This is a genomic window from Pseudoxanthomonas putridarboris (assembly GCF_038321125.1).
Lineage (GTDB): Bacteria > Pseudomonadota > Gammaproteobacteria > Xanthomonadales > Xanthomonadaceae > Pseudoxanthomonas_A > Pseudoxanthomonas_A putridarboris.
In genome coordinates this window covers 307788-326286 of record NZ_JBBWWT010000001.1, presented here as the reverse complement: position 1 = coordinate 326286, position 18499 = coordinate 307788, and the positions used below count along the sequence as shown (strand labels likewise).

At 58.1% G+C, this 18499-nt stretch carries 12 protein-coding genes; 10 read left to right on the top strand and 2 right to left on the bottom strand.

Annotation, left to right across the window (positions count from 1 at the left end; genetic code table 11):
- Positions 1–25 precede the first annotated feature (25 nt).
- The 10 genes from AAD027_RS01465 (at position 26) to AAD027_RS01420 (ending at position 15838) form a co-directional block, all read left to right on the top strand.
- Positions 26–3190, top strand: coding sequence for an amidohydrolase family protein (locus tag AAD027_RS01465; RefSeq protein WP_341724240.1), 3165 nt, complete (start codon positions 26–28; stop codon positions 3188–3190).
- A gap of 380 nt (positions 3191–3570) precedes the next feature.
- Positions 3571–4293, top strand: coding sequence for a tonB-system energizer ExbB (gene exbB / locus AAD027_RS01460; protein WP_341724239.1), 723 nt, complete (start codon positions 3571–3573; stop codon positions 4291–4293).
- The gene (locus tag AAD027_RS01455; RefSeq protein ID WP_341724238.1) at positions 4283–4708 is read left to right on the top strand and encodes a biopolymer transporter ExbD; all 426 of its coding nucleotides are present in this window, start codon (positions 4283–4285) and stop codon (positions 4706–4708) included. The genes exbB and AAD027_RS01455 overlap by 11 nt, the downstream gene beginning before the upstream one ends.
- Positions 4709–4797: 89 nt before the next feature.
- Positions 4798–5496: an energy transducer TonB family protein gene (locus AAD027_RS01450; protein ID WP_341724237.1), complete on the top strand. Its 699-nt coding sequence runs from the start codon at positions 4798–4800 to the stop codon at positions 5494–5496.
- 32 nt (positions 5497–5528) lie between these two features.
- The gene (locus AAD027_RS01445; protein WP_341724236.1) at positions 5529–6065 is read left to right on the top strand and encodes an RNA polymerase sigma factor; all 537 of its coding nucleotides are present in this window, start codon (positions 5529–5531) and stop codon (positions 6063–6065) included.
- Positions 6062–7129: a FecR family protein gene (locus tag AAD027_RS01440; RefSeq protein ID WP_341724235.1), complete on the top strand. Its 1068-nt coding sequence runs from the start codon at positions 6062–6064 to the stop codon at positions 7127–7129. Before AAD027_RS01445 ends, AAD027_RS01440 begins: the two co-directional genes overlap by 4 nt.
- 238 nt (positions 7130–7367) lie before the next feature.
- Positions 7368–10070, top strand: a complete 2703-nt coding sequence (locus AAD027_RS01435; protein ID WP_341724234.1) for a TonB-dependent siderophore receptor — start codon at positions 7368–7370, stop codon at positions 10068–10070.
- Between the two features lie 156 nt (positions 10071–10226).
- Entirely contained in the window at positions 10227–12260 is a 2034-nt protein-coding gene (locus AAD027_RS01430) for a zinc-dependent metalloprotease (RefSeq protein ID WP_341724233.1), read from the top strand.
- A gap of 174 nt (positions 12261–12434) precedes the next feature.
- Positions 12435–15206 (top strand): M16 family metallopeptidase, encoded by a 2772-nt coding sequence (locus AAD027_RS01425; protein WP_341724232.1) that lies wholly within the window; start codon positions 12435–12437, stop codon positions 15204–15206.
- Between the two features lie 365 nt (positions 15207–15571).
- The gene (locus AAD027_RS01420) at positions 15572–15838 is read left to right on the top strand and encodes a GNAT family N-acetyltransferase (RefSeq protein WP_341724725.1); all 267 of its coding nucleotides are present in this window, start codon (positions 15572–15574) and stop codon (positions 15836–15838) included.
- Positions 15839–16560: 722 nt separating this feature from the next.
- On the opposite strand, the gene AAD027_RS01415 is transcribed toward AAD027_RS01420, so the two are convergent.
- Positions 16561–16851: a hypothetical protein gene (locus AAD027_RS01415; RefSeq protein ID WP_341724231.1), complete on the bottom strand. Its 291-nt coding sequence runs from the start codon at positions 16849–16851 to the stop codon at positions 16561–16563.
- A gap of 252 nt (positions 16852–17103) precedes the next feature.
- A complete protein-coding gene (locus tag AAD027_RS01410) occupies positions 17104–18450 on the bottom strand; it encodes a putative porin (RefSeq protein WP_341724230.1) in 1347 nt (448 codons plus the stop codon).
- Between the last annotated feature and the right edge of the window lie 49 nt (positions 18451–18499).

The following is an 18499-nucleotide window of genomic DNA, read 5'->3' as shown; positions in this document are numbered from 1 at the left end:
ATAACAAGAGAAAAAGAAGGAAGACATGAAGACGCACGCACTAACACTTCTGATGATAGCTTCAGCCTCCAGCGCGTCAGGTTCAGAAGCATCATTGGTTGAACAGAAGTTCATGGATCCAAAGACCATTAGCTTCACTTCAACGGAATTTACACTTCCCAAGGTACCGCTGTCGCAGAAATCGGGTAGCTTCTACTTCAACTCTCTCGGCGAAATATACAAAGCCCCCATAGCCGGCGGAGTTGCTGAGAAGCTTGAGCTTGGCGGTGGATGGAAAGACTTGCCTACTGTATCAAGCGATGGCACGCAACTCGCCTACCGCAACAATGTTGACGGGGTCTGGAGAGTTTGGGTCAAAGATCTGAAAGCCGATGGCGCACCAACTCCAGCAACTGACAACCTTGCAACCGACCCGCTTGAAATGGCTTGGTCGATGGGTGATGCCCTGATATGGACAGGGCGCGACAATCTCACAGGGCATCGAAATTCGCTGGAAGTGTCTGCAGCTCGTCACGGAACGATAGGCCCTGCGGCGTCTCTTATGGGACTTCCTATCAAGCGGGGTGTAGAGGATGCATTGGTCGGAACTTCGAGCGGGGGGCGCTTCATGCACCTGTTCTCGCGCCCGATAAGGGGTTTGAAAAGGGTTGATCTTATGACGGGAGAGGAGAGCTCTATAGAGAACCTTCTTCCGGATGACGTTTCCCAGGTTCAAGTGTCCGAAGATGGGATGCATGTTGGCTACAGAAGCGGGAGCTTGGGGGACCTGCATGTCATTCGCATCGCCGACCGTCGCAACGCTGCAACTACCTGCAAGCTGGAACAAGCAGCAGCAAGCTTCAAGAACGTCTTTGTTGACTCTACATACACACTTTCATCCGACGCGGAATTTGCCCTGCTGTCGCGCAACGGGAAATTCTACAGGTGCGATATCGGTAGTGGTGAGCGGGAGGTGCCAGTCTCAGCAAAACTAGAGCTCACTGTTGAGTCGCGCATCCGACCAACCAGGGAGATGAAGTTCCTGCCCCAGATTCTGCTTCCAGCGTACAGTGCGAGCAGGAATGAAGTCGCATTTTCATCGAAAGACAAGATATGGATTCTTGACCTAGCAACCAACAAGGTTCGACGTCTTACATCGTCTGTTGGCGCATTTGAAACGATGCCTGCTTTCTCCAAGTCGGGAAGTAAGCTCGTGTACGTTGAGGTAGAAGGTGGTGTGTCTACCCTCAAGATGTTCGATATGAAGTCGGGAAGATCGAGGAATATTCATCGTTCTAACATGCTCGTTCATGCAAACCCAAACTGGGCGAACTGCGACTGCAAAGTAGCGTTCTCGCTTACAGATACCCGCTTTAAGTCGAAATCGGAGTCTAAGATCCTTTCCATTGATCTCAAAGGTGGTGAGCCGGTAGAGATTGCTAGGGTCATGTCGCCGGCTAAATACACACAGAGATATCATCCAGCTCCTCAGTGGGATATCGACGATACTGGTGTCTTCTATTCTATAGATATGTCTCGTGAGAAGAGGTTTGTTCACAAGAAGGCGGGATCTGATGAAACATTGGTCATGTCAGGCGATCCTGAGATAACAGAATTCTTGATATCTCCAGATTACAAGAGTGTTGGCGTTTCCTACCGAAATGGATTCGCCGTGATTCCATTGATTTTTGCTGGCGGATCCAATCAAAACTCTCATCTTTCTTTCGAAGTCATAGAGTCTTTGCCGCACTTTATCCGCAAGCCATTTGACTATGCTGTTTGGAAGAGCGAAAGATCTTTGATAAGTGTTGTTCAAGATAAGGTGTATGAAGTCAGTCTCGATCAGCCCGATATCGGAATTGGGTCCGTTCAGTCTTTGGGTTCGCCTTTGAGGAAGGACATGTCCCGGCGTGCGTATGTGGGCGCGCGCCTGATCACAATGAACGGAGATGAGGTGATTGAAGATGGTGTCATCATCACGTCGGGAACCAGAATTGAATACGTTGGGAGCGCATCTGGTGCAAGGCTTGAGAACGCTTCAATCATCGACGTTCGCGGTAAGACCATCATTCCTGGAATCATCGATACGCATCTTCACACCACTGGATTCAATAATGCCAATGAATCTACAGAAGATGGAATTCTGTTCTCTCTCGCGGCATATGGAGTCACCACGGTATACGATCCTTCGCCACAGTCCCTGGCAGAGACGAGCAATCTTACTTTCGCGTCCACTGCGGATGATTACAACGGTGCGACGTACTACTCTGCCGGTCAAGCAATTTTGGGGAACTATGGTCATCCTGCATCCGCGCGAATCAATGGTATCGAGGATGCGCGAGCCTACGTAGGAAGGCTGGCGACGAGCAATGTTCCAATTCTAAAAGAGTATCTGAATCCAACCCCTGTCGTTCGGCGTTGGATCGTGCAGGCTGCTCACGAGTATGGATTGGGTGTCACGTCTCATCTTGAGTACACGATGAGATCTAAGTTGTCTTCAATTCAAGAAGGATACACGGGCATGGAGCACGAAATATTCCTTAGACCAAGGAAGCTTTACCATGATGTCAGGTCGTTCTTTAAGTTGAGTGGGGTTTCGATCACGCCAACGTTGTTTGACGTCGACTCAACGGCGACAGTGCCTTACCTCCTATCGAGATCAAACCAGGGTGTGGCTTATCGCTGCTTAGTGGATGGTAGCGTCATCTCGAGAGTTTCAAGCATTAAGACAGGTCCCGGGTGGGAGTCTGGGAGTCCTGTCATTCCCGAATGGAAGCTTCGTGCTTTCAGGCAGTATGCGGAGCTTCTGGAAGACGGAGTTCTAGTGTCAATAGGATCTCACAGCGAGCCGCCGGGCCTCGCTGCTCACTGGGAGATGTGGTCACTGGCGCTTGGAGGTGCCAGTCCGATGTCAGTTCTTCGTGCCGCCACCGTGAACGGCGCGGAGAAGCTAGGCATGGAGGATCGTATCGGTGCGCTGCGAGCTGGCATGGACGCAGATATGGTAATCCTGAATTCCAATCCGCTTGACGATATGTTCCTGAGTCAGGATATCGCCACTGTTGTTCGACGCGGAAGGGAGATCACTTGGCCTAGAGGCAGCGCATGGCCTAGCTCTTGGACGCCTAGCAGCGATTGGTCGCAGTGCAAGGACTGGTTTGTTCAGAGGTCACTGCCGATTGAGAGCGGCCCACCTATGAGCCAGCATTGAGCTCATAGCATCACCGGAAGATGTACTTCATACCGACCCTCACGTCGCAGTCTTCTGTGTCATGAGGGGCCGGTATCGCTTTGGTGATTGCACGCTTGTTCTAGCCAAAAGCACATTTGGTCTAACGGGATTCATGTCTCGCCGTTCATGGGCGGAACGGAGGCACGAGACCGGGAATTCTGTTGTCAGTTCGGCCACCCCCAAGCATTACCTCCATATGACAGCCGCCCCTAGGGAGGGCTGTTCGTTCCCCCGGTGCCCAGTCATGGGCGCCAGGGTCTGCCGCACGGCCGATCTGGAGAGATGCTTTGAAGTGCAAGGTATTGATTTGTATGGCACCCCTTTGGTTGCTGGCGGGGACGGCCTCGGCGCAGGGACATTTGCCCACCACCGACATCACCGTTCAGTCGATGTACGCCCAAGCCGACTGGGTGGTCAAATCCGTCATGTGGACCCTGGTCCTGGCGTCGGTGGCATCACTGTCCATCGGTCTCTACAAGGGCTGGGAAATCCTCATTCGGCGCCGGCGCATGTCGGCCGCGTTGGATCAGCTGACCGTTGCGTCGGGTTTGGAGCAAGTCAAAGAGATTCCCGATTCGGCGGCCCGGGCGATGGTCCAAACCGCGCTCAGCGAGTTGGATCGCTACCCCAAAGCCCGCCATCAGAGCCATTTGCCAACAGAAGGTATCAAGGAGCGTGTGGCCGCTGTGATCCAGCGAATTGGTGCCAGCCGCCAGCGCCAACTGTCCCGAGGTATTAGCGTGCTCGGCAGCGTGGGCGCTGCAGCGCCCTTCATCGGCCTGTTTGGCACGGTGTGGGGAATCATGAACAGCTTTATCGGCATCGCCAAGGCGCAGACCACCAATTTGGCGGTCGTCGCGCCAGGTATTGCTGAGGCCCTTTTGGCCACTGCATTCGGGCTGGTCGCGGCCATCCCCGCTGTCTTGCTCTACAACGCCACGGTCCGTGCGATCGCGGGCTATCGCGTGAAGCTAGACGATGCTTCGGTGCAGGTGATGTGCCTGCTGAGCCGCGAGCTGGATGACCGTGGTCACCGGGAAGACGCCGCGCGCAAGCCCGTGGGAGCCCTCCATGGCGTTTAAGCTGTCGGGAGGGGAGGACGACGACGCCGGGCTGAGCGAGATCAATGTCACGCCGTTCATCGACGTCATGCTCGTGCTGCTCATCATCTTCATGGTGGCCGCGCCCTTGGCCACGGTGAACGTCCCTCTGGATCTGCCTGTATCAAGCACGGAGGCGCCGCCAGACGAAAGCGAGCTGGTGGTGGTCAGCGTGCAAGCGGACCTAGCGCTTTTCGTGGGGGAGCAGCCGACCAATGAGACTGCTTTGGGTGCGGCAGTTCGGAAGGCCTTAGGCGCCAGCGCCGACCAGCGTGTCTTCTTGCGCGCAGACAAAGGCGTGTCCTATGGTGACTTGATGAAGGTCATGGATATATTGCGCCAGGCCGGCCACACCAAAGTGGCGTTGGTCACCTTGGATCAGTCTGGGGGTGGCTGATGGGCCAAGAGCGTCCCAATCTGTGGTCCACGCGTCCCAAGCGGAAGGAGCTTGTGGGGTGGGGGGCAAGCGTCACAGGAGCCACCCTCGTGCATCTGGCCGCCGCCACAGCGCTGCTGGTCGACTTCTCTGGTCGTCCGCCCGTGCCCGTGGCGCCTCCGATGGCCGCTATGACCGTGGAGTTGGCTCCCATGCCCTCCGCCATGGAGCAAAAGCAAACCGAGATGCCGCTTGGCCCGCAGCAGGTGGAGAAAAAAGTCCAGCCCAAGCCTAAGCCCCAGCAACGTTTGTTCGATCCGCCACTCGAGGCGCGGCATAAGCCTCCCAAGGATGCGCTGGCCGCCAAGCCAGATCAGGAAGAGCAAATTCAGCTGGACGCGGCCGATCGCACCACCGACACGCCGACGAGTGTTGCGATGGAGCAGGATGCACTCAAGGCACTGATCGAAGGCGCGCCCAGTGATCAGGCCAGCAGCGCAGAACAAACATGGGAGAACGCACTGCTCACCCACCTGGAGCGCTACAAGCGATACCCGGGTGCCGCCCAGGCCAGGCGCCAAGAGGACGTGGTGTATCTGCGCTTCACGATGGACCGCAGTGGCAAGGTGTTGAACTGGAACATCGAGCGAAGCAATGGCTACACCCTGCTTGATGGTGAAGTGAATGCCCTCATTCAGCGTGCATCACCACTGCCCGTGCCACCAAAGGGAGTGGGCGGAAACACCGTCGAGATGGTCGTTCCTGTTGAGTTCTTCCTCCGTAGGCGGGTGGCGAGGGCTGGGACGTGAAATGGTGGCCCGCTCGTGCGCAGGACACAGTGATGCCGGGTGATGAGGCCGGCAAGAAGTGTGCGGCGAGGCTGACCACCGAAGAGCTCACCCGCATCTTCCTGGAGATCAGGCCGAACTTGGAACGCGCCATTGAACGGCGCATCCATGACCGCGACACGGCACAAGATCTGGCACAGGACATTTACCTCAAGCTGGACCGCATTTCTGATCTTCTTCCACAAGAAGAGGATGCACGACGCTATCTGATGCGCATGGCGATCCATGCAGCTCTGTATCACCATCGCACCGAGTCAAGGCACGTCCAGTTGCTGGCGGGAGCCCTGACGTTGTTTGAGGGACACGTGGCTGATCCCGAGGAGCATGCACATGCCCGTGATCGCATGGAAACCATAGAGCGTGCTTTGGCCGAACTGCCCGCAAAGTGTCGCGATGTCCTGTATCTGACCCGAGTTGAGGGCCTCCCTCGTGAAGAGGTGGCTGTTCGACTAGGGGTGTCGCTTAGCCTGGTGAACAAGTACGTGGTGTTGGCGTTGAAGCACTGCGCCAAGAAGCTGGAAGAAACATGAACGGACGCAGTGGCGAGTTGCCAATCGCAGTCTCGGCAGGTGTTAAGGACAATATGAAATCTCACGATGACAAGGCGACCGAGTTCGATCTGGAACTGGATCCGTGCGATCCAGACGATCAGGCATACCTGTGGGTGTCGAGATTGGCCTCCGGCCAAGCTGACGCCGACACCCTCCTCGAGTTCGAGCGTTGGCGCGACTCCGATTCCAGGAACGAGGCAGCCCTAGCAAAAGCCCGCAAGCTCTGGCTAATGATGGGCGGTGTCTTGGAGGCGCGCTACGCCCCTGCCTTGGAGAGCATGCCAATCCCACGGGCACGCCGCCGCTCACAACGCCCTTGGCAACCACTGTTGGCCACGGCAGCCACACTGCTGCTGACATTGGGCTTTGGGCATCAGTGGGGCACGAACTGGCGCTACGACGAGGTCTCGGGAACCGGCGAACAACGGGCCGTCGCATTGGCTGATGGAAGTACCATGTGGTTGAACACGGGCAGCGCAGCAGACATCCAGATTGACGCCGCAGCGCGCCATGTGACCTTGGCCCGTGGAGAGGCATATTTCGATGTCACGCGCGATGCTAGACGTCCCTTTGTGATCAACGCAGGGCCTGGACAGATCAAAGTCCTCGGCACTGCGTTTGGCGTGTATCGCGATGGCGACGACACGGTAGTGACCGTGCAACGTGGCCGCGTGGAGGTGACAGGCTTGAGCGGGCCTCAGGTGGTGTTGACGACAGATCAAAGCGTGCGCGTCACGAGCGGCGGAAATCTGGGAGGTGTGGAGCTGGTCGATGCCAGCCGTGCGCTTGCTTGGAGGACTGGCCGCGTGATGTTTGAGAATAGACCTATTAGCCAGGTTTTCGAAGAGCTTAGGCGCTACGACAAACGGATCGTTGTCGTGCGCTACCCGAAGGGCGACAACCTGCGGGTGAGTTCCGTGGTCGATCTGGCGCGGCTTGATGAGTGGTATGACACTCTTGGACAATCACTGCCTGTTGAGGTCAAGCGCATGGGTCCAGTCGTCTGGATCAGTGAAGCAGCCAAGGCGAAACCCAATGGCTGATGGCCGAGTGTGCAAGCGACGCCATGGCTTCAAGCGCGCGAATGGCCAGATGAGCAATCATCTGGCTTCTTCATTTCTGGCGCCTCCCAAAAAAGGAACTTCTCGACACGAAATTGTCAAATTCGCTTCCCCCATGCATTGAGTGAGGGATGCGCGTTGCTTGACTCGACGTGCGATCCATCGATCCGGGTGCTTCCAAGCTCACGCCGGCACGCACATGCTAATCACGGGGATAGGAATGAAGAAGCTTCATGCGGGAGAAGCGGTCAGGGGGAACAATGGCGCGGCGCCCAGCCGCCACGGGCTTGCCATCGCGCTAGCGCTGGCCACGGCGATGTCGGTGGGAAGCGTGCTTCCGGCGCTCGCTCAAAGCGGCACGGTGCAGCAAGAACAAGTCATTGAGTTCGATGTTCCGGCTGGCCCGCTCAGCTCTGCTTTGCTCCGCTTTGGCCAGCAGTCGGGTCTCCAGTTCAATGTGGGAAGCGACCTCACGGACGGCAAGCGCAGTGCAGGTGTGAAAGGACGTCTGTCCGCAGAAACTGCGCTCAGGACGCTTCTCTCGGGGAGCGGGCTGACGTTTCGGTTCGCAGGCCCCCGCACCGTGGTTATCGAGGCCGCGCCCGATGTGGGGGATGCGCGTGTGTTGGGTCCCTTGCGTATAGAAGGCGCAAGCAGTGGCTCGGCGGTCAATGGGACCAATGGCAGTCGCGATGTCACGGCCACCGAGGGCACCAATAGCTACACAACGGGTGCAATGACGGTTGCGGGCAAGACACCTCAATCGATCAAGGACACGCCTCAGTCTGTCAGCGTGGTCACGCAGCAGCAACTTCAAGATCAGAAGATCACTGATTTCAGGTCGTTGATGGACAAAGCAACTGGCATCAGCGTGGTGGCAGGGAATGACTCTGAGTCCAGAAGGTTCTACTCACGCGGATTCGAGATCACGAGGGTGCAGGTGGACGGCGGCGCTCCATTGAGTATCTCCGACTCCACCGTTAACGGTGGTACATCGTCTTTTGATATGTCGATCTACGATCATGCGGAGATCCTGCGCGGTGCAGACGGACTTTTCAACGGATTCGGTGACCCGGGCGGGGTGATCAATCTCGTGCGAAAGCAGCCGCTGGACCACACTCAGGTGATCATAGAGGCAGACTATGGGTCTTGGTCCAACGCGCGCTTCATGGTGGATGCCGCTGGTCCACTCGGGTTAAGCGAAAGGCTTCGGGGAAGAGTGGTGGTCTCCAACGAAGATAGGAGCTATTTCTACGGCGTGGCAGAAAGCAGTCGGACGACACTCTACGGTATCGTTGACTATCTTGTGGGGCCAAACACCGTGGTGCGCGGTGGGCTAAACATCACCAGGGCGGACTCTATCCCGTTCGGAGCAGGTCTGCCGAGATATGAAGACGGAAGTGATCTCCGACTCGATAGAGCCACTTGCCTATGCTTCCCATGGAACACCCGCGTTGCTGATACCGATGAATACTTCATCGGTATAGACCATGACTTCAACAAGGCATGGTCCGCCAAGCTGAATGTGACTAGCTTCAAGCAGTTCCGTACGCAAAAGATCGGTACTGTGACGCGTGCCGTGAATAGTTCAACGCTGGCCGGTCCGGTGTTCGCGGGTGGATTGACGGCTACTACGGGGAGCGACCAACTTGCGGCTGACGCATCTGTCAGTGGAACCTTCACAATGTTCGGCCGCGAGCAGAAGTTGACTCTGGGTGCCAACTACATGACTGCTGATGGCGCAGGTGGCTACTCATCCGCCAACTTCTTCGCCAGCCCTCCTGCGCAGCCGGTCAACATTTTCGATTTCAATCCGTGGGCCTATTTAGAGCCAGCCTCGGGGCAACCGACAACGTTTCGAAAGAAGCACGAGATTAGCCAGTACGGCGCTTATGTGACGCTGGGGCTTCATCTCCTTGATCCACTGAGGTTGAACCTCGGAGTCAGGTACAGCCACTATGAGTACGATGCCATAGCTCATGGCCTCTGCACGGTGGTAAGCCCTGCTATCGGTTGCAGTGCAATCGGTAACGTCAGGAGAGTGACAAACACGAAATACGAGACCTCCGATACCTCGTGGCCGCCGCTGGTGGCCATCTCGTACGCATTCGGGAAATCGGTGTCGGCCTACGCCAGTTACACAGACATCTACCAGGAGCAATCCACTTACGTCACCAACTCTGGTGATCCTATTGATCCATTGACGGGATCGAACATGGAAGTGGGTGTGAAGTGGGAGTCGCGAGACGGTGGTTTGAATGCATCGATGTCAGCATTCCGACTTAAACAAGTGAACTTCCCTCTGTTCGTTGGCTATGGGGACTACGAGGATACGTTTGGCGTGCTTCCCGATGGACTTCACTCCTGCTGCTATAACAACGAGGCAGATAGAGAACGTTTGAGCAAGGGACTTGACGTGGAAGTAACCGGACAGGTCATGCCTGGTCTGCAGGTCGCCTTTGGGTACACCTACAACAAGACGTCTCAGGAGGGTTCGTATTACGGAACGGGACAAGGGCAGCCTCTCGTGTCTCTCGCGCCGGAGCACCTGCTCAAACTGTGGGCCACGTATCGGTTTGACTCGGGCGAGTATCTCTCCCGCCTAACGATTGGTGCGGGCGTGAATTCTCAATCAAGCTCGTACACCAGTGGGTCTGCGTGTGTGGAGTTCAGGACCATTACGAACCCTGAGGGATCACTCACAACCCAATGTTTGAGGAGCGCTCCGTTTGAGTTCACGCAAGGTGGGTACACGGTCTTCTCAGCCCGGGTTGCCTACCAGTTGACGGATAGCTGGAGCATCGCTCTAAACCTTAACAACCTGACAGACAAGACCTATTACAGGACCGTCGGGACCACGGTCGGCGGCAACTGGTTTGGCGATCCGCGCTCGTACATGCTCTCCCTGAGGGGAAGGTTCTAAGCAGGTGTGCTCGCCCAGTTCTGCTGGGCGAGCGATGGAGGGCGTTGCATGCGCCTTGAGACAAATCCAACAACAACTACAAGCGCAACCACGTCGCTTGCCTGAATCTTTCTCGGCGCCCCAAGGCATTAGGGTCTTGGAGGATGGACTCTGTACATGAAACTAATCTCGGCTTCCCATCTGGCTTCGGTCTATGTGCTGCTGCTTGTCGTGGGCTTCCCGGCCAAGGCTATAGACAATGCACCGCGCGACAATCAGCAGAAGCCAGATGGGCAGGTGCAGGGGCCTGAAGAATTCTGGGAGATTGAGGTTTCTGATAAGAACGTCAGTTTCAATCTCCTTCCATCGGACCTTGATCAGGACTACGTGGTGTGGAAGTTGCCTTCTACAGGCAAGGCCGCGCCATGGCAGCTAATCCGCTGGTCCAAAGAGGGCGACTCGATAGTGCTCAGGTCGACCGCAGGCAGAGACGCAGAACTCTCTTCAGACTGGGAGACAGGTGCGGCCGTCGTGGCAAAGTTCCCGGCAAGATCTCTGGTCAATGGTCGGTACCAGGTGAATGTAACCAGGCTGTTTCGGGCGGCCTACCCATCAGGTTGGGGACACGAAGAAGTCAGCGCCAGTATCGCGCTACGCTTCGATCCTCCAAAAATGTTCCCTCGCAATGCTGTTCTGACAACGTCAAGACGTCATGCGCGGTCTTCTGTAGAAGCCAGCATGCGGTGGAACTTCGTCCGACTTCCCGGAATTCGAATGGAGACGAAGAAGCTTCTTCCCCGAAGTGCATTCATGCATCCTGGATTCCTGGAGGCCTGGCCTTTCGGAGACATCAAGGATGGGCAGCAGGAAGTCGTTCAGCGTTGGAGAATCGACGGCCAGAAGCTATCTGGCGAAGCGGCCAAGCAAGCCAGTTCAATCGTCGTCTATCTCGCTCCGAGCACGCCAGAACGCTGGAAGCCATGGGTCAAGAAGGGCGTTGAGTCGTGGAATGAAGCTTTTCTTGCGGCTGGGCTGGGAACTCCGATAGCCGCAGTCGACGCGCTGTCTGTTGGGGGATGGGACTACGACGATCTCCGAAACTCCGCTCTCTGCTGGGGTGAGCGTGAGGCATGTGGGTGGAACATCTTTGATCCACGCACCGGTGAGATCCTGCAGGCTCAGATTCACTCTACAGATCAGTCGCTCCCAAGCTTGCTGCCAAGATATCTTGTCAACATGGCGGCATTGGATCCTCGGGCAGCTGAAGAAACACTACCCGATGATCTGTTGGGCAGCCTCGTGCGACAGGTTGCTGCTCATGAGATCGGACATCTTCTTGGGCTGAAAGATGGCACGTACGGAACGTTCAGCTACAGCACGGAGCAACTTCGTGATCGTTCTTGGTTGGAGTCGAATCGCTTCAGCCCAAGCATAATGAACTACGCAAGGTTCAACTATGTCGCGCAACCAGAAGACAACGTTCCAGTGCCAAGTCTGCTACAGGGAATTGGTTCTGCCGACAGGTTCTGGATTAGGTGGGGCTACTCGAAATCTGATTCTTCCGCCGAACTGGATGCGCTGTGGAACAGCAAATCGCTTTACAGGTATAGGCGGACCGATTCCCGGGTCAAGGGCCCTTATGACGGAATAGAGACGCCTGGTGTTTCTGATCCTGTGGCTGGAGCACAGCTTGGCTGGAAGAATGTCGAGCGATCAATTGCATTGATCTCGAATCGCGAAATATCAAGCTCTGACCCCGACATCGCCGAGCTGGTTGGACCCAAAGCGTTGTATGACGCCGCATTCCAGCAGTGGGTCAACATGAACCGCCAAGTTGTATCTCTGATTGGTGGAAAAATGCTTGATCCTTCACTAAATAGTATTGGCGAGCCAGAGTCGGTCCGTGAGTCGGGTGTATCGCTAGTGCCGAGTGATCAGCAGCGGGCAGCGATTCGCCACCTGTGTACTGGGTTCTTCAAGAAGGTGCCTGACCTCCTTGTCAAAGGAAACTTCCTTCGGCGCTCTGGTCTGACGACGTCAGCTGCTGAGGAGAAGATCCGACTGGCAAGGGAACAGATGTACGGGTTGTCGATCGCTGAAAGATCTCGCATTGAAGTATTGCGTGATGTTGGTACGAATCGCCCTAATGCAGAGAGGGACTTCGGGACTTATGACTTGCTGCGAGAACTACGTGAATGCGTCGTGCGCTAGCTGCCAGATCTTCCGAAGTAGCAGAACCTTCATGACGCCCCCGAAGATTGCGACACCAAGGTAGGGTATCAGCCCTTTCCGGAATCCTTACTACAGACGCCAGGCCTCGGCGCCTGTTAGCCGTGCGCGCCTTTTGGGCCCGCGCTCAATCATGAACTCGCTGGAGAGTTGTTAGTGAACTACACCGCAAGAACTGGTATGCCGTCCATTCGCCGAATTTGTGGAGTGTCACTCGTCGTTCTGGCTTGCCTGGCCCTCAGTGACGCTGATGCGGCATCCAGTCCCGTGTCGCCGGCGCAGCGTGAACTCGCGTTAGAAGCTAGCTCGTTCAAGCTGGAGAACGGGTTGACGGTCGTTGTTCATGAGGACCACTCCGCACCTTTGGTGCATGTGAACCTCTGGTACCACGTGGGTTCCAAGAACGAGCCGGAAGGGAAGTCGGGTTTCGCACATCTGTTCGAGCACTTGATGTTCAACGGATCGGAGAACTTCAATGACGACTTCTTCAAGGCCACGCAGCGCATTGGCGCTAGCAGCCAGAACGGCACGACCAACGTCGATCGGACCAACTACTTCCAGACAGTGCCAAAAGCGGCACTGGACTCCATTCTGTGGCTGGAAAGCGACCGCATGGGCCACCTGCTTGGCGCGATCGATCAGGCCAAGCTCGATGAACAACGTTCGGTCGTGAAGAACGAGAAGCGGCAGGGTGACAACAAGCCCTACGCGCTGTCCTCTGATCTGATCATGCGGGCGATGATGCCGGTCGGTCACCCGTATGCGCACAGTACCATCGGCTCGATGGATGACCTGGATGCGGCCAGTCTCGACGACGTGCATGCCTGGTTCCGCACTTATTACGGCCCGTCCAATGCGGTACTCGTCCTGTCTGGCGACATCACCGTGGCGGAGGCCAAGGACAAGGCCAAGAAATACTTCGGCGACATTGCGCCTGGTGTGCCGGTGTCCCATCCAACCAGCTGGGTGGCGCGCAAGACCGGCACGGTGCGGGAAGTGGCTTACGATCGCGTGGCCCAGCCACGCATCTACAGGGTCTGGAATACGGCGGAGTATGCATCGCCGGACAACGATTACCTACAATTGTTCGGTCAGCTGCTGTCAGGGGACAAGAACTCACGGCTCTATAAGCGCCTTGTGATTGACGAGCAGTTGGCCACGGGTGTCAGTGCCAGCGTGTGGGGACGGGTGCTCGGCGGCCAATTTTCGGTCGCGGCGGATGTCAAACCAGGTGGCGACATTCGCCGAGTAGAGAAAGTCATCTCGGAAGAGCTCGCGCGCCTGCTGTCCGAAGGACCGTCAGCGGCCGAGTTGAATCGTGTGCGCGCCGCGACCACCGCATCGTTCATCCGCTCCATGGAAAGCCTGTCGGCCAAAGCCGGTCTGCTGGCGGAAAGCCAGACATACTTGGACGATGCAAACGCGTGGAAAGCAGGGTACGACCGCTACTTGGCCGCAACCCCGGCGCAAGTGCGTGATGCGGGACGCAACTGGCTCAGCGATGGTGACTATGTCCTTCACATTCTCCCGTTTGGTGACCTGAAAGCCGCCAAGGAGGGAGCGGATCGCAAAGCAATGCCCATGCCGACATCGGTCGTGCCGGCGAGCTTCCCAATCGTTGAGCGCGCCACCCTAGACAACGGCATGAAGCTCGTGGTGGCCCGCCGCAGGGGTGTGCCGCTGGCCAACATGACCATGGCACTGAAAACTGGCGTGCCGAAGGATTTCGCATCGATCAAGTCTGGAACGGGGGCGCTGACGATGGCTCTTCTTGATGAGGGCACGAAGCGCCTCAACAGTGAGCAACTCGTTGACGCGCTTGCCAGCCTTGGTGCAACCCTACAGGCAGGCGGTGGCGGGGAGACCAGCCAAGTCTCGATGTCTGCGCTAAAGCAGAACTTGGTCAAGTCGCTGGATCTCTATGCGGATGTGATCATGAATCCAGCTTTCGCGCAGGCGGATATTGACCGTTTGAAGGGGCAGACACGCGCCGGCATTTCTGCCACCAAGCAAGACCCGAGCAAGATGGCCAGCCGTCTCTCGTCGAGGCTGCTTTTTGGTCCCGATCACGCCTATGGGCGATTGATGTCGGAAGCCGATGCGGACGCCCTTACCCGCAACGATGTGGCCCAATTCCACGCCCGTTGGTTCCATCCCAACAACGCAACCTTGGTGGTGACCGGGGACACGGACCTTGCAGAGATCCGGCCACTGATCGAAGCTGCGTTCGCCAACTGGAAGGAAGGCGCGCTGGACGAGACGTTGGTTCCAACCTCGGATGGACCGCAGGAGGCGGTGGTGTACTTGATCGACAAGCCCGGCACCCCGCAGACGGTGATCCGCGCGGCGATGGTCGCGCCTGCCCGCAAAGAGGGGGATGCCATCGCTCGCGACGCCATGAATACGGTGCTGGGCGGCTCGTTCACCTCTCGCCTCAACATGAAACTGCGCGAGGAGAAGGGTTGGGCTTACGGCGCGCGTAGCAGTATTGGCGGCGGGAACGGATCGCAGGTGTTCTCCGCAAGCGCCTCGGTGCAGGCTGATAAGACAGCCGAATCCATGACCGAGATTGCCAAGGCGCTCAGCGAGATCACAGGGGCTCGCCCGGTCACAGTGGAAGAACTGGCTGTGGCGCGCGATGACATGAGCTTGGGCCTGACCAGTGCCTGGGCCACCAGTGGCGGCATTGCAAGCTATTTGGTCGACCAGGAGGTCGCAGGGTTGCCTGAAGACTACTACGCCACGTACCCCCGCAAGGTCACCGATATTTCGCTGGATGCCATTGATCAAGAAGCCCAGAACTTGTTGGGCAAGCGCCCTCTGACTTGGGTGGTCGTGGGCGACCGATCGAAGATCGAGGCGCAGATCCGGGCACTGAAGCTCGGTGAGATTCGAGTGATCGACGCTGACGGCAACCCTGCGCGCTGAGCTCACTCCGTGCCCAATGGCGCGGACATCCCCATTAGAACGACGCAAACTCTCTCAATCCCCTTGCCCTGGTCCGCCAGGGCATCTTTTTTGGGACGCTTCATGCTTGCACGGGTTCTAGGGCCGCAAGACGCCAAACGATATCTTGACCTGCGGAGCAAGGCTGCCAAGGACGAGCCTGACACGCTGACGTTCGATGTGGAGCGTGAGCTGGACCAAGCCGTGGATGCTGGGTCTGCCTCAGTGTTCCTGCAGGAGCAGCCACGCATTCACTGGGGGTTGAGCACCATGGGGCGTTGGTGGGTGTCATGGCGGCATCGAGACGCTTCAATGTGATTCTGCACAGCCACCTGTGGCTCTGGTGACTGTACGTCCGTCCGCGCTATCGAGGAACCAGTGTGTCGCGCAACCTTATGGAGGCGGCGCTGCAATGGGCAGCCGCCGAGCCATGGCAAGATCGCCTGCTGAGTAGCTTTCCACTTCACAACGTGAAGGCGGAGCGCTTCCTCGACCGCTGGGAATTCCAGCCACTCTCTGAAAGGGAGCGAATCCAACGCATCCCAGGGGTGCTGCCTGGATATGTGGTGGTGGAGCGAGTGCGTTCGGGCCCGCAGCTCCGGCTGCCGGGATGAATTTCAAAGGACTCTTCGTCAGCAAGACGTTCTTCGAAGACTTCCGGATTTTTGCCTGAGAGAGCGATGAAGAAGCTTCCTGAACTATCCGCGGGCGATACTCCCGTGCGCATGAAGATAATGGCTCGATGTCCGCTTCTGGCCGAAAACCGCCATTCCTTATATCTGCCGTCCAGCATCGGCCGGCTGGTCCCGCGGATCGGTCTTGGTGATCAATCCCACCGGCGTGCGCGTGGGAGTCGGACGAGAGCAGAGATGCTCGGGATTGGGAGGCGGGTGTTGTTTCGTCGGGGCTCGCAGAGCACATGCGGGCGACACTGGCGTGCTTGGTTGTGGCAGCTTTGCCCTCAAACTGTTCGAGGTCGTCCAATGACGTCCGATTCACGTCGACTCAAAAGTGAGTCAAAAAGTGAGTCGAATTCCTATCTTGTTCAATGAAATTCTTGATAGAACAAGTGGATGCAATAGTTATTCGTGTGCTGGTGGGCCACCATATAGCCGTCCAATGGCGTTCGATCGCACCCACACATCCTCCGAAACCACTGAGAATCGACCTGTCTTCCGTTCGAAGGCGTCCGATGCTGTCCGGTTGCTCCGACGAAAATGAATAAGGTGGCGAGTAGGAAGTTGGCAGTGGGCCGCATTGCTCACGACGGGTTTGCTCACATGCCGACTGAGGCCAACGATGTGATCCGGCGTAGTCCGGACGAGCTTGCGGTCGGCTAGTTTCCGGAGCGCTGGCAATGGGCGCCCGCTCCGGCTTCTGCGGCGGACAGGTCCGCTGCCGCCTTGGCTGTGTCTGTCGCCGCCGCCGCCAACTTTCGTTGATTCTGTTCGGTGGGCGTCTCCACCGTGCGCTGCCTGATCGATTCGTAGTCCTTGTTGGCCTTGTCATGGGCGCGCGCTTTCTCGGCGACATCGGCGCATTCCGGCGCACTGTCGCGGGCAAGCCCGCCGGCTTGGTGCGTGCAGGCCACCAGCGTGAGCGCGATCGGCAGGATGAGTATTCGCATGGGCCACTCCTGGGGGATAGGGGAGTAGTCCGGTGGACGGACCATGCTTGTCAGCTTAAATGCGGGCCGTTCATGGCCATGTGAAGCGCGGATGTGGATGGCGAGCGAGTCCGCATCGGCGGTGAGGCGATGATGATGCGCCTCACCGCGGCTCCAACCGCAGCCATCATCGGAAGTGGAAGGCAGGCCGCCAGCGCCATGGCACCAAGGAGGAGCAGGAACCGGTTGGAAGGCGGCTCCAAGCCATGGCGGCTAGAAAGCGACCATCAGGGAAACCCGGAAGCGGTTGAGCCAGTCGTCCGGATCGTTGCTGCCGGCGTAGGCGGCCGCGTCCGGGCGGTAGCGGTACAGGATCGCACTGAGCGTGGTCCGGTGCCAGGGCATGTAGTCGATGCCCAGTGAGTGCATGCGGTAGTTGGTGCCGATGCCGATGTTGTCGTGCGAGAAGGCGGCGAGCACGGCATCCACCTCCGCCACGGCATGGCCGTAGCTCAGGCGCCAGTCGCCGACCTGGCTGACGCGGCCCAGCGTCAGGTCGATGCTGTAGCCGGTGTCGCCCTCGGTGCGGGCGGCGGTGTTCTTCACGTAGTCGCCGACGATGCGCAGCGGCCAGCGTTCGCCCAGTCCCGTGTAGGTGGCGCCGACGATCAGGTCGGCCAGCCGGAAGTCCGAGACGTACGTACCGTCCGGATTGAGCAGGTTGCTGCGCCAATCGCCGGCATCGGCACCGGCCATGCTGTCGAGGGTGTAGTCGTAGTACGCGGCCGAGGCATCGAAACGCCAAGGGCCGAGGGCAGGAGTGTCGTAGCCCAGTTGCGCGCCGATCATCGTGCTGTCGGGGCCGCCGGCCTGCTCGTCGACGACGAAGAACAAGGCGTTGGCGCGCACCGCGCCGCCGCTGCCCAGCGCATGGCGCCAGGTGGCGGCCACGCCCTGCGGATTGACGTCGCCGTCCCAGACCAGTTCGGTGCGGGTGAACGGTTGCGGCATCTTGCCGCCGAACACCTTCAGCTGGCCGAAGGCCAACTGCAGGTAGGCCTGGTCCAGGCTCACTTCCAGGTCGTCCACCCAGTTGGACAACTGCACGTCGGTGCTGTTGGGATCGTTGGAATCGCCGGTGGCCAGCCGCGCGCCCACGGTGACGCGGTCGTTGACGGCGAAGGTCGCGCCCAGGCGGCCGCGCACCTGGCTGCTGCTGCGGTTGCGGCCGTCGTCATCGGAATTGTCGAACTGGCCGCGCACGCGGAAATCGCCGCTGATCTTCAGGCGTGGCTCGGTTGCGGAGCTGGCGGCGAGTGGCGCGGAAGCCGTCGGCGCGGCTGTCGTTGCGGCATGGGGCGTGGCGGGTACAGGCGTCGCCGGTGCCGGGGTTTGCGCGGGCGCCAGGCCAAGTCGCGCTTCCAGTGCGCGCAATGCCTCTTCGTTGTCGCGCTGCATCTGCGCGATGCGCGCTTGCTGGTCGCGCAGTTGCGCGATCTGTCGAAGGATCTCGGCGCGGTCGCCGGCGTCCTGGGCGAATGCCGGCGCGATGCCGGCGCCGGCGAGCGCCAGGCAGAGCAGCGAATGACGGATGCGGATGCGAGGGGCGGTCGGTTGCATGGATGTCCTCATCGGAGGGAGAGGGAAAGAAGGAGGCCGAGTGTGGATA

Excerpts from the sequence above, each read along its gene's own strand:
- AAD027_RS01465 (WP_341724240.1), top strand. The coding sequence starts at position 26 with ATGAAGACGCACGCACTAACACTTCTGATGATAGCTTCAGCCTCCAGC.
- AAD027_RS01455 (WP_341724238.1), top strand. The coding sequence starts at position 4,283 with ATGGCGTTTAAGCTGTCGGGAGGGGAGGACGACGACGCCGGGCTGAGC.
- AAD027_RS01445 (WP_341724236.1), top strand. The coding sequence starts at position 5,529 with ATGCCGGGTGATGAGGCCGGCAAGAAGTGTGCGGCGAGGCTGACCACC.
- AAD027_RS01440 (WP_341724235.1), top strand. The coding sequence starts at position 6,062 with ATGAACGGACGCAGTGGCGAGTTGCCAATCGCAGTCTCGGCAGGTGTT.
- AAD027_RS01435 (WP_341724234.1), top strand. The coding sequence starts at position 7,368 with ATGAAGAAGCTTCATGCGGGAGAAGCGGTCAGGGGGAACAATGGCGCG.
- AAD027_RS01430 (WP_341724233.1), top strand. The coding sequence starts at position 10,227 with ATGAAACTAATCTCGGCTTCCCATCTGGCTTCGGTCTATGTGCTGCTG.
- AAD027_RS01415 (WP_341724231.1), bottom strand. The coding sequence starts at position 16,851 with ATGCGAATACTCATCCTGCCGATCGCGCTCACGCTGGTGGCCTGCACG.
- AAD027_RS01410 (WP_341724230.1), bottom strand. The coding sequence starts at position 18,450 with ATGCAACCGACCGCCCCTCGCATCCGCATCCGTCATTCGCTGCTCTGC.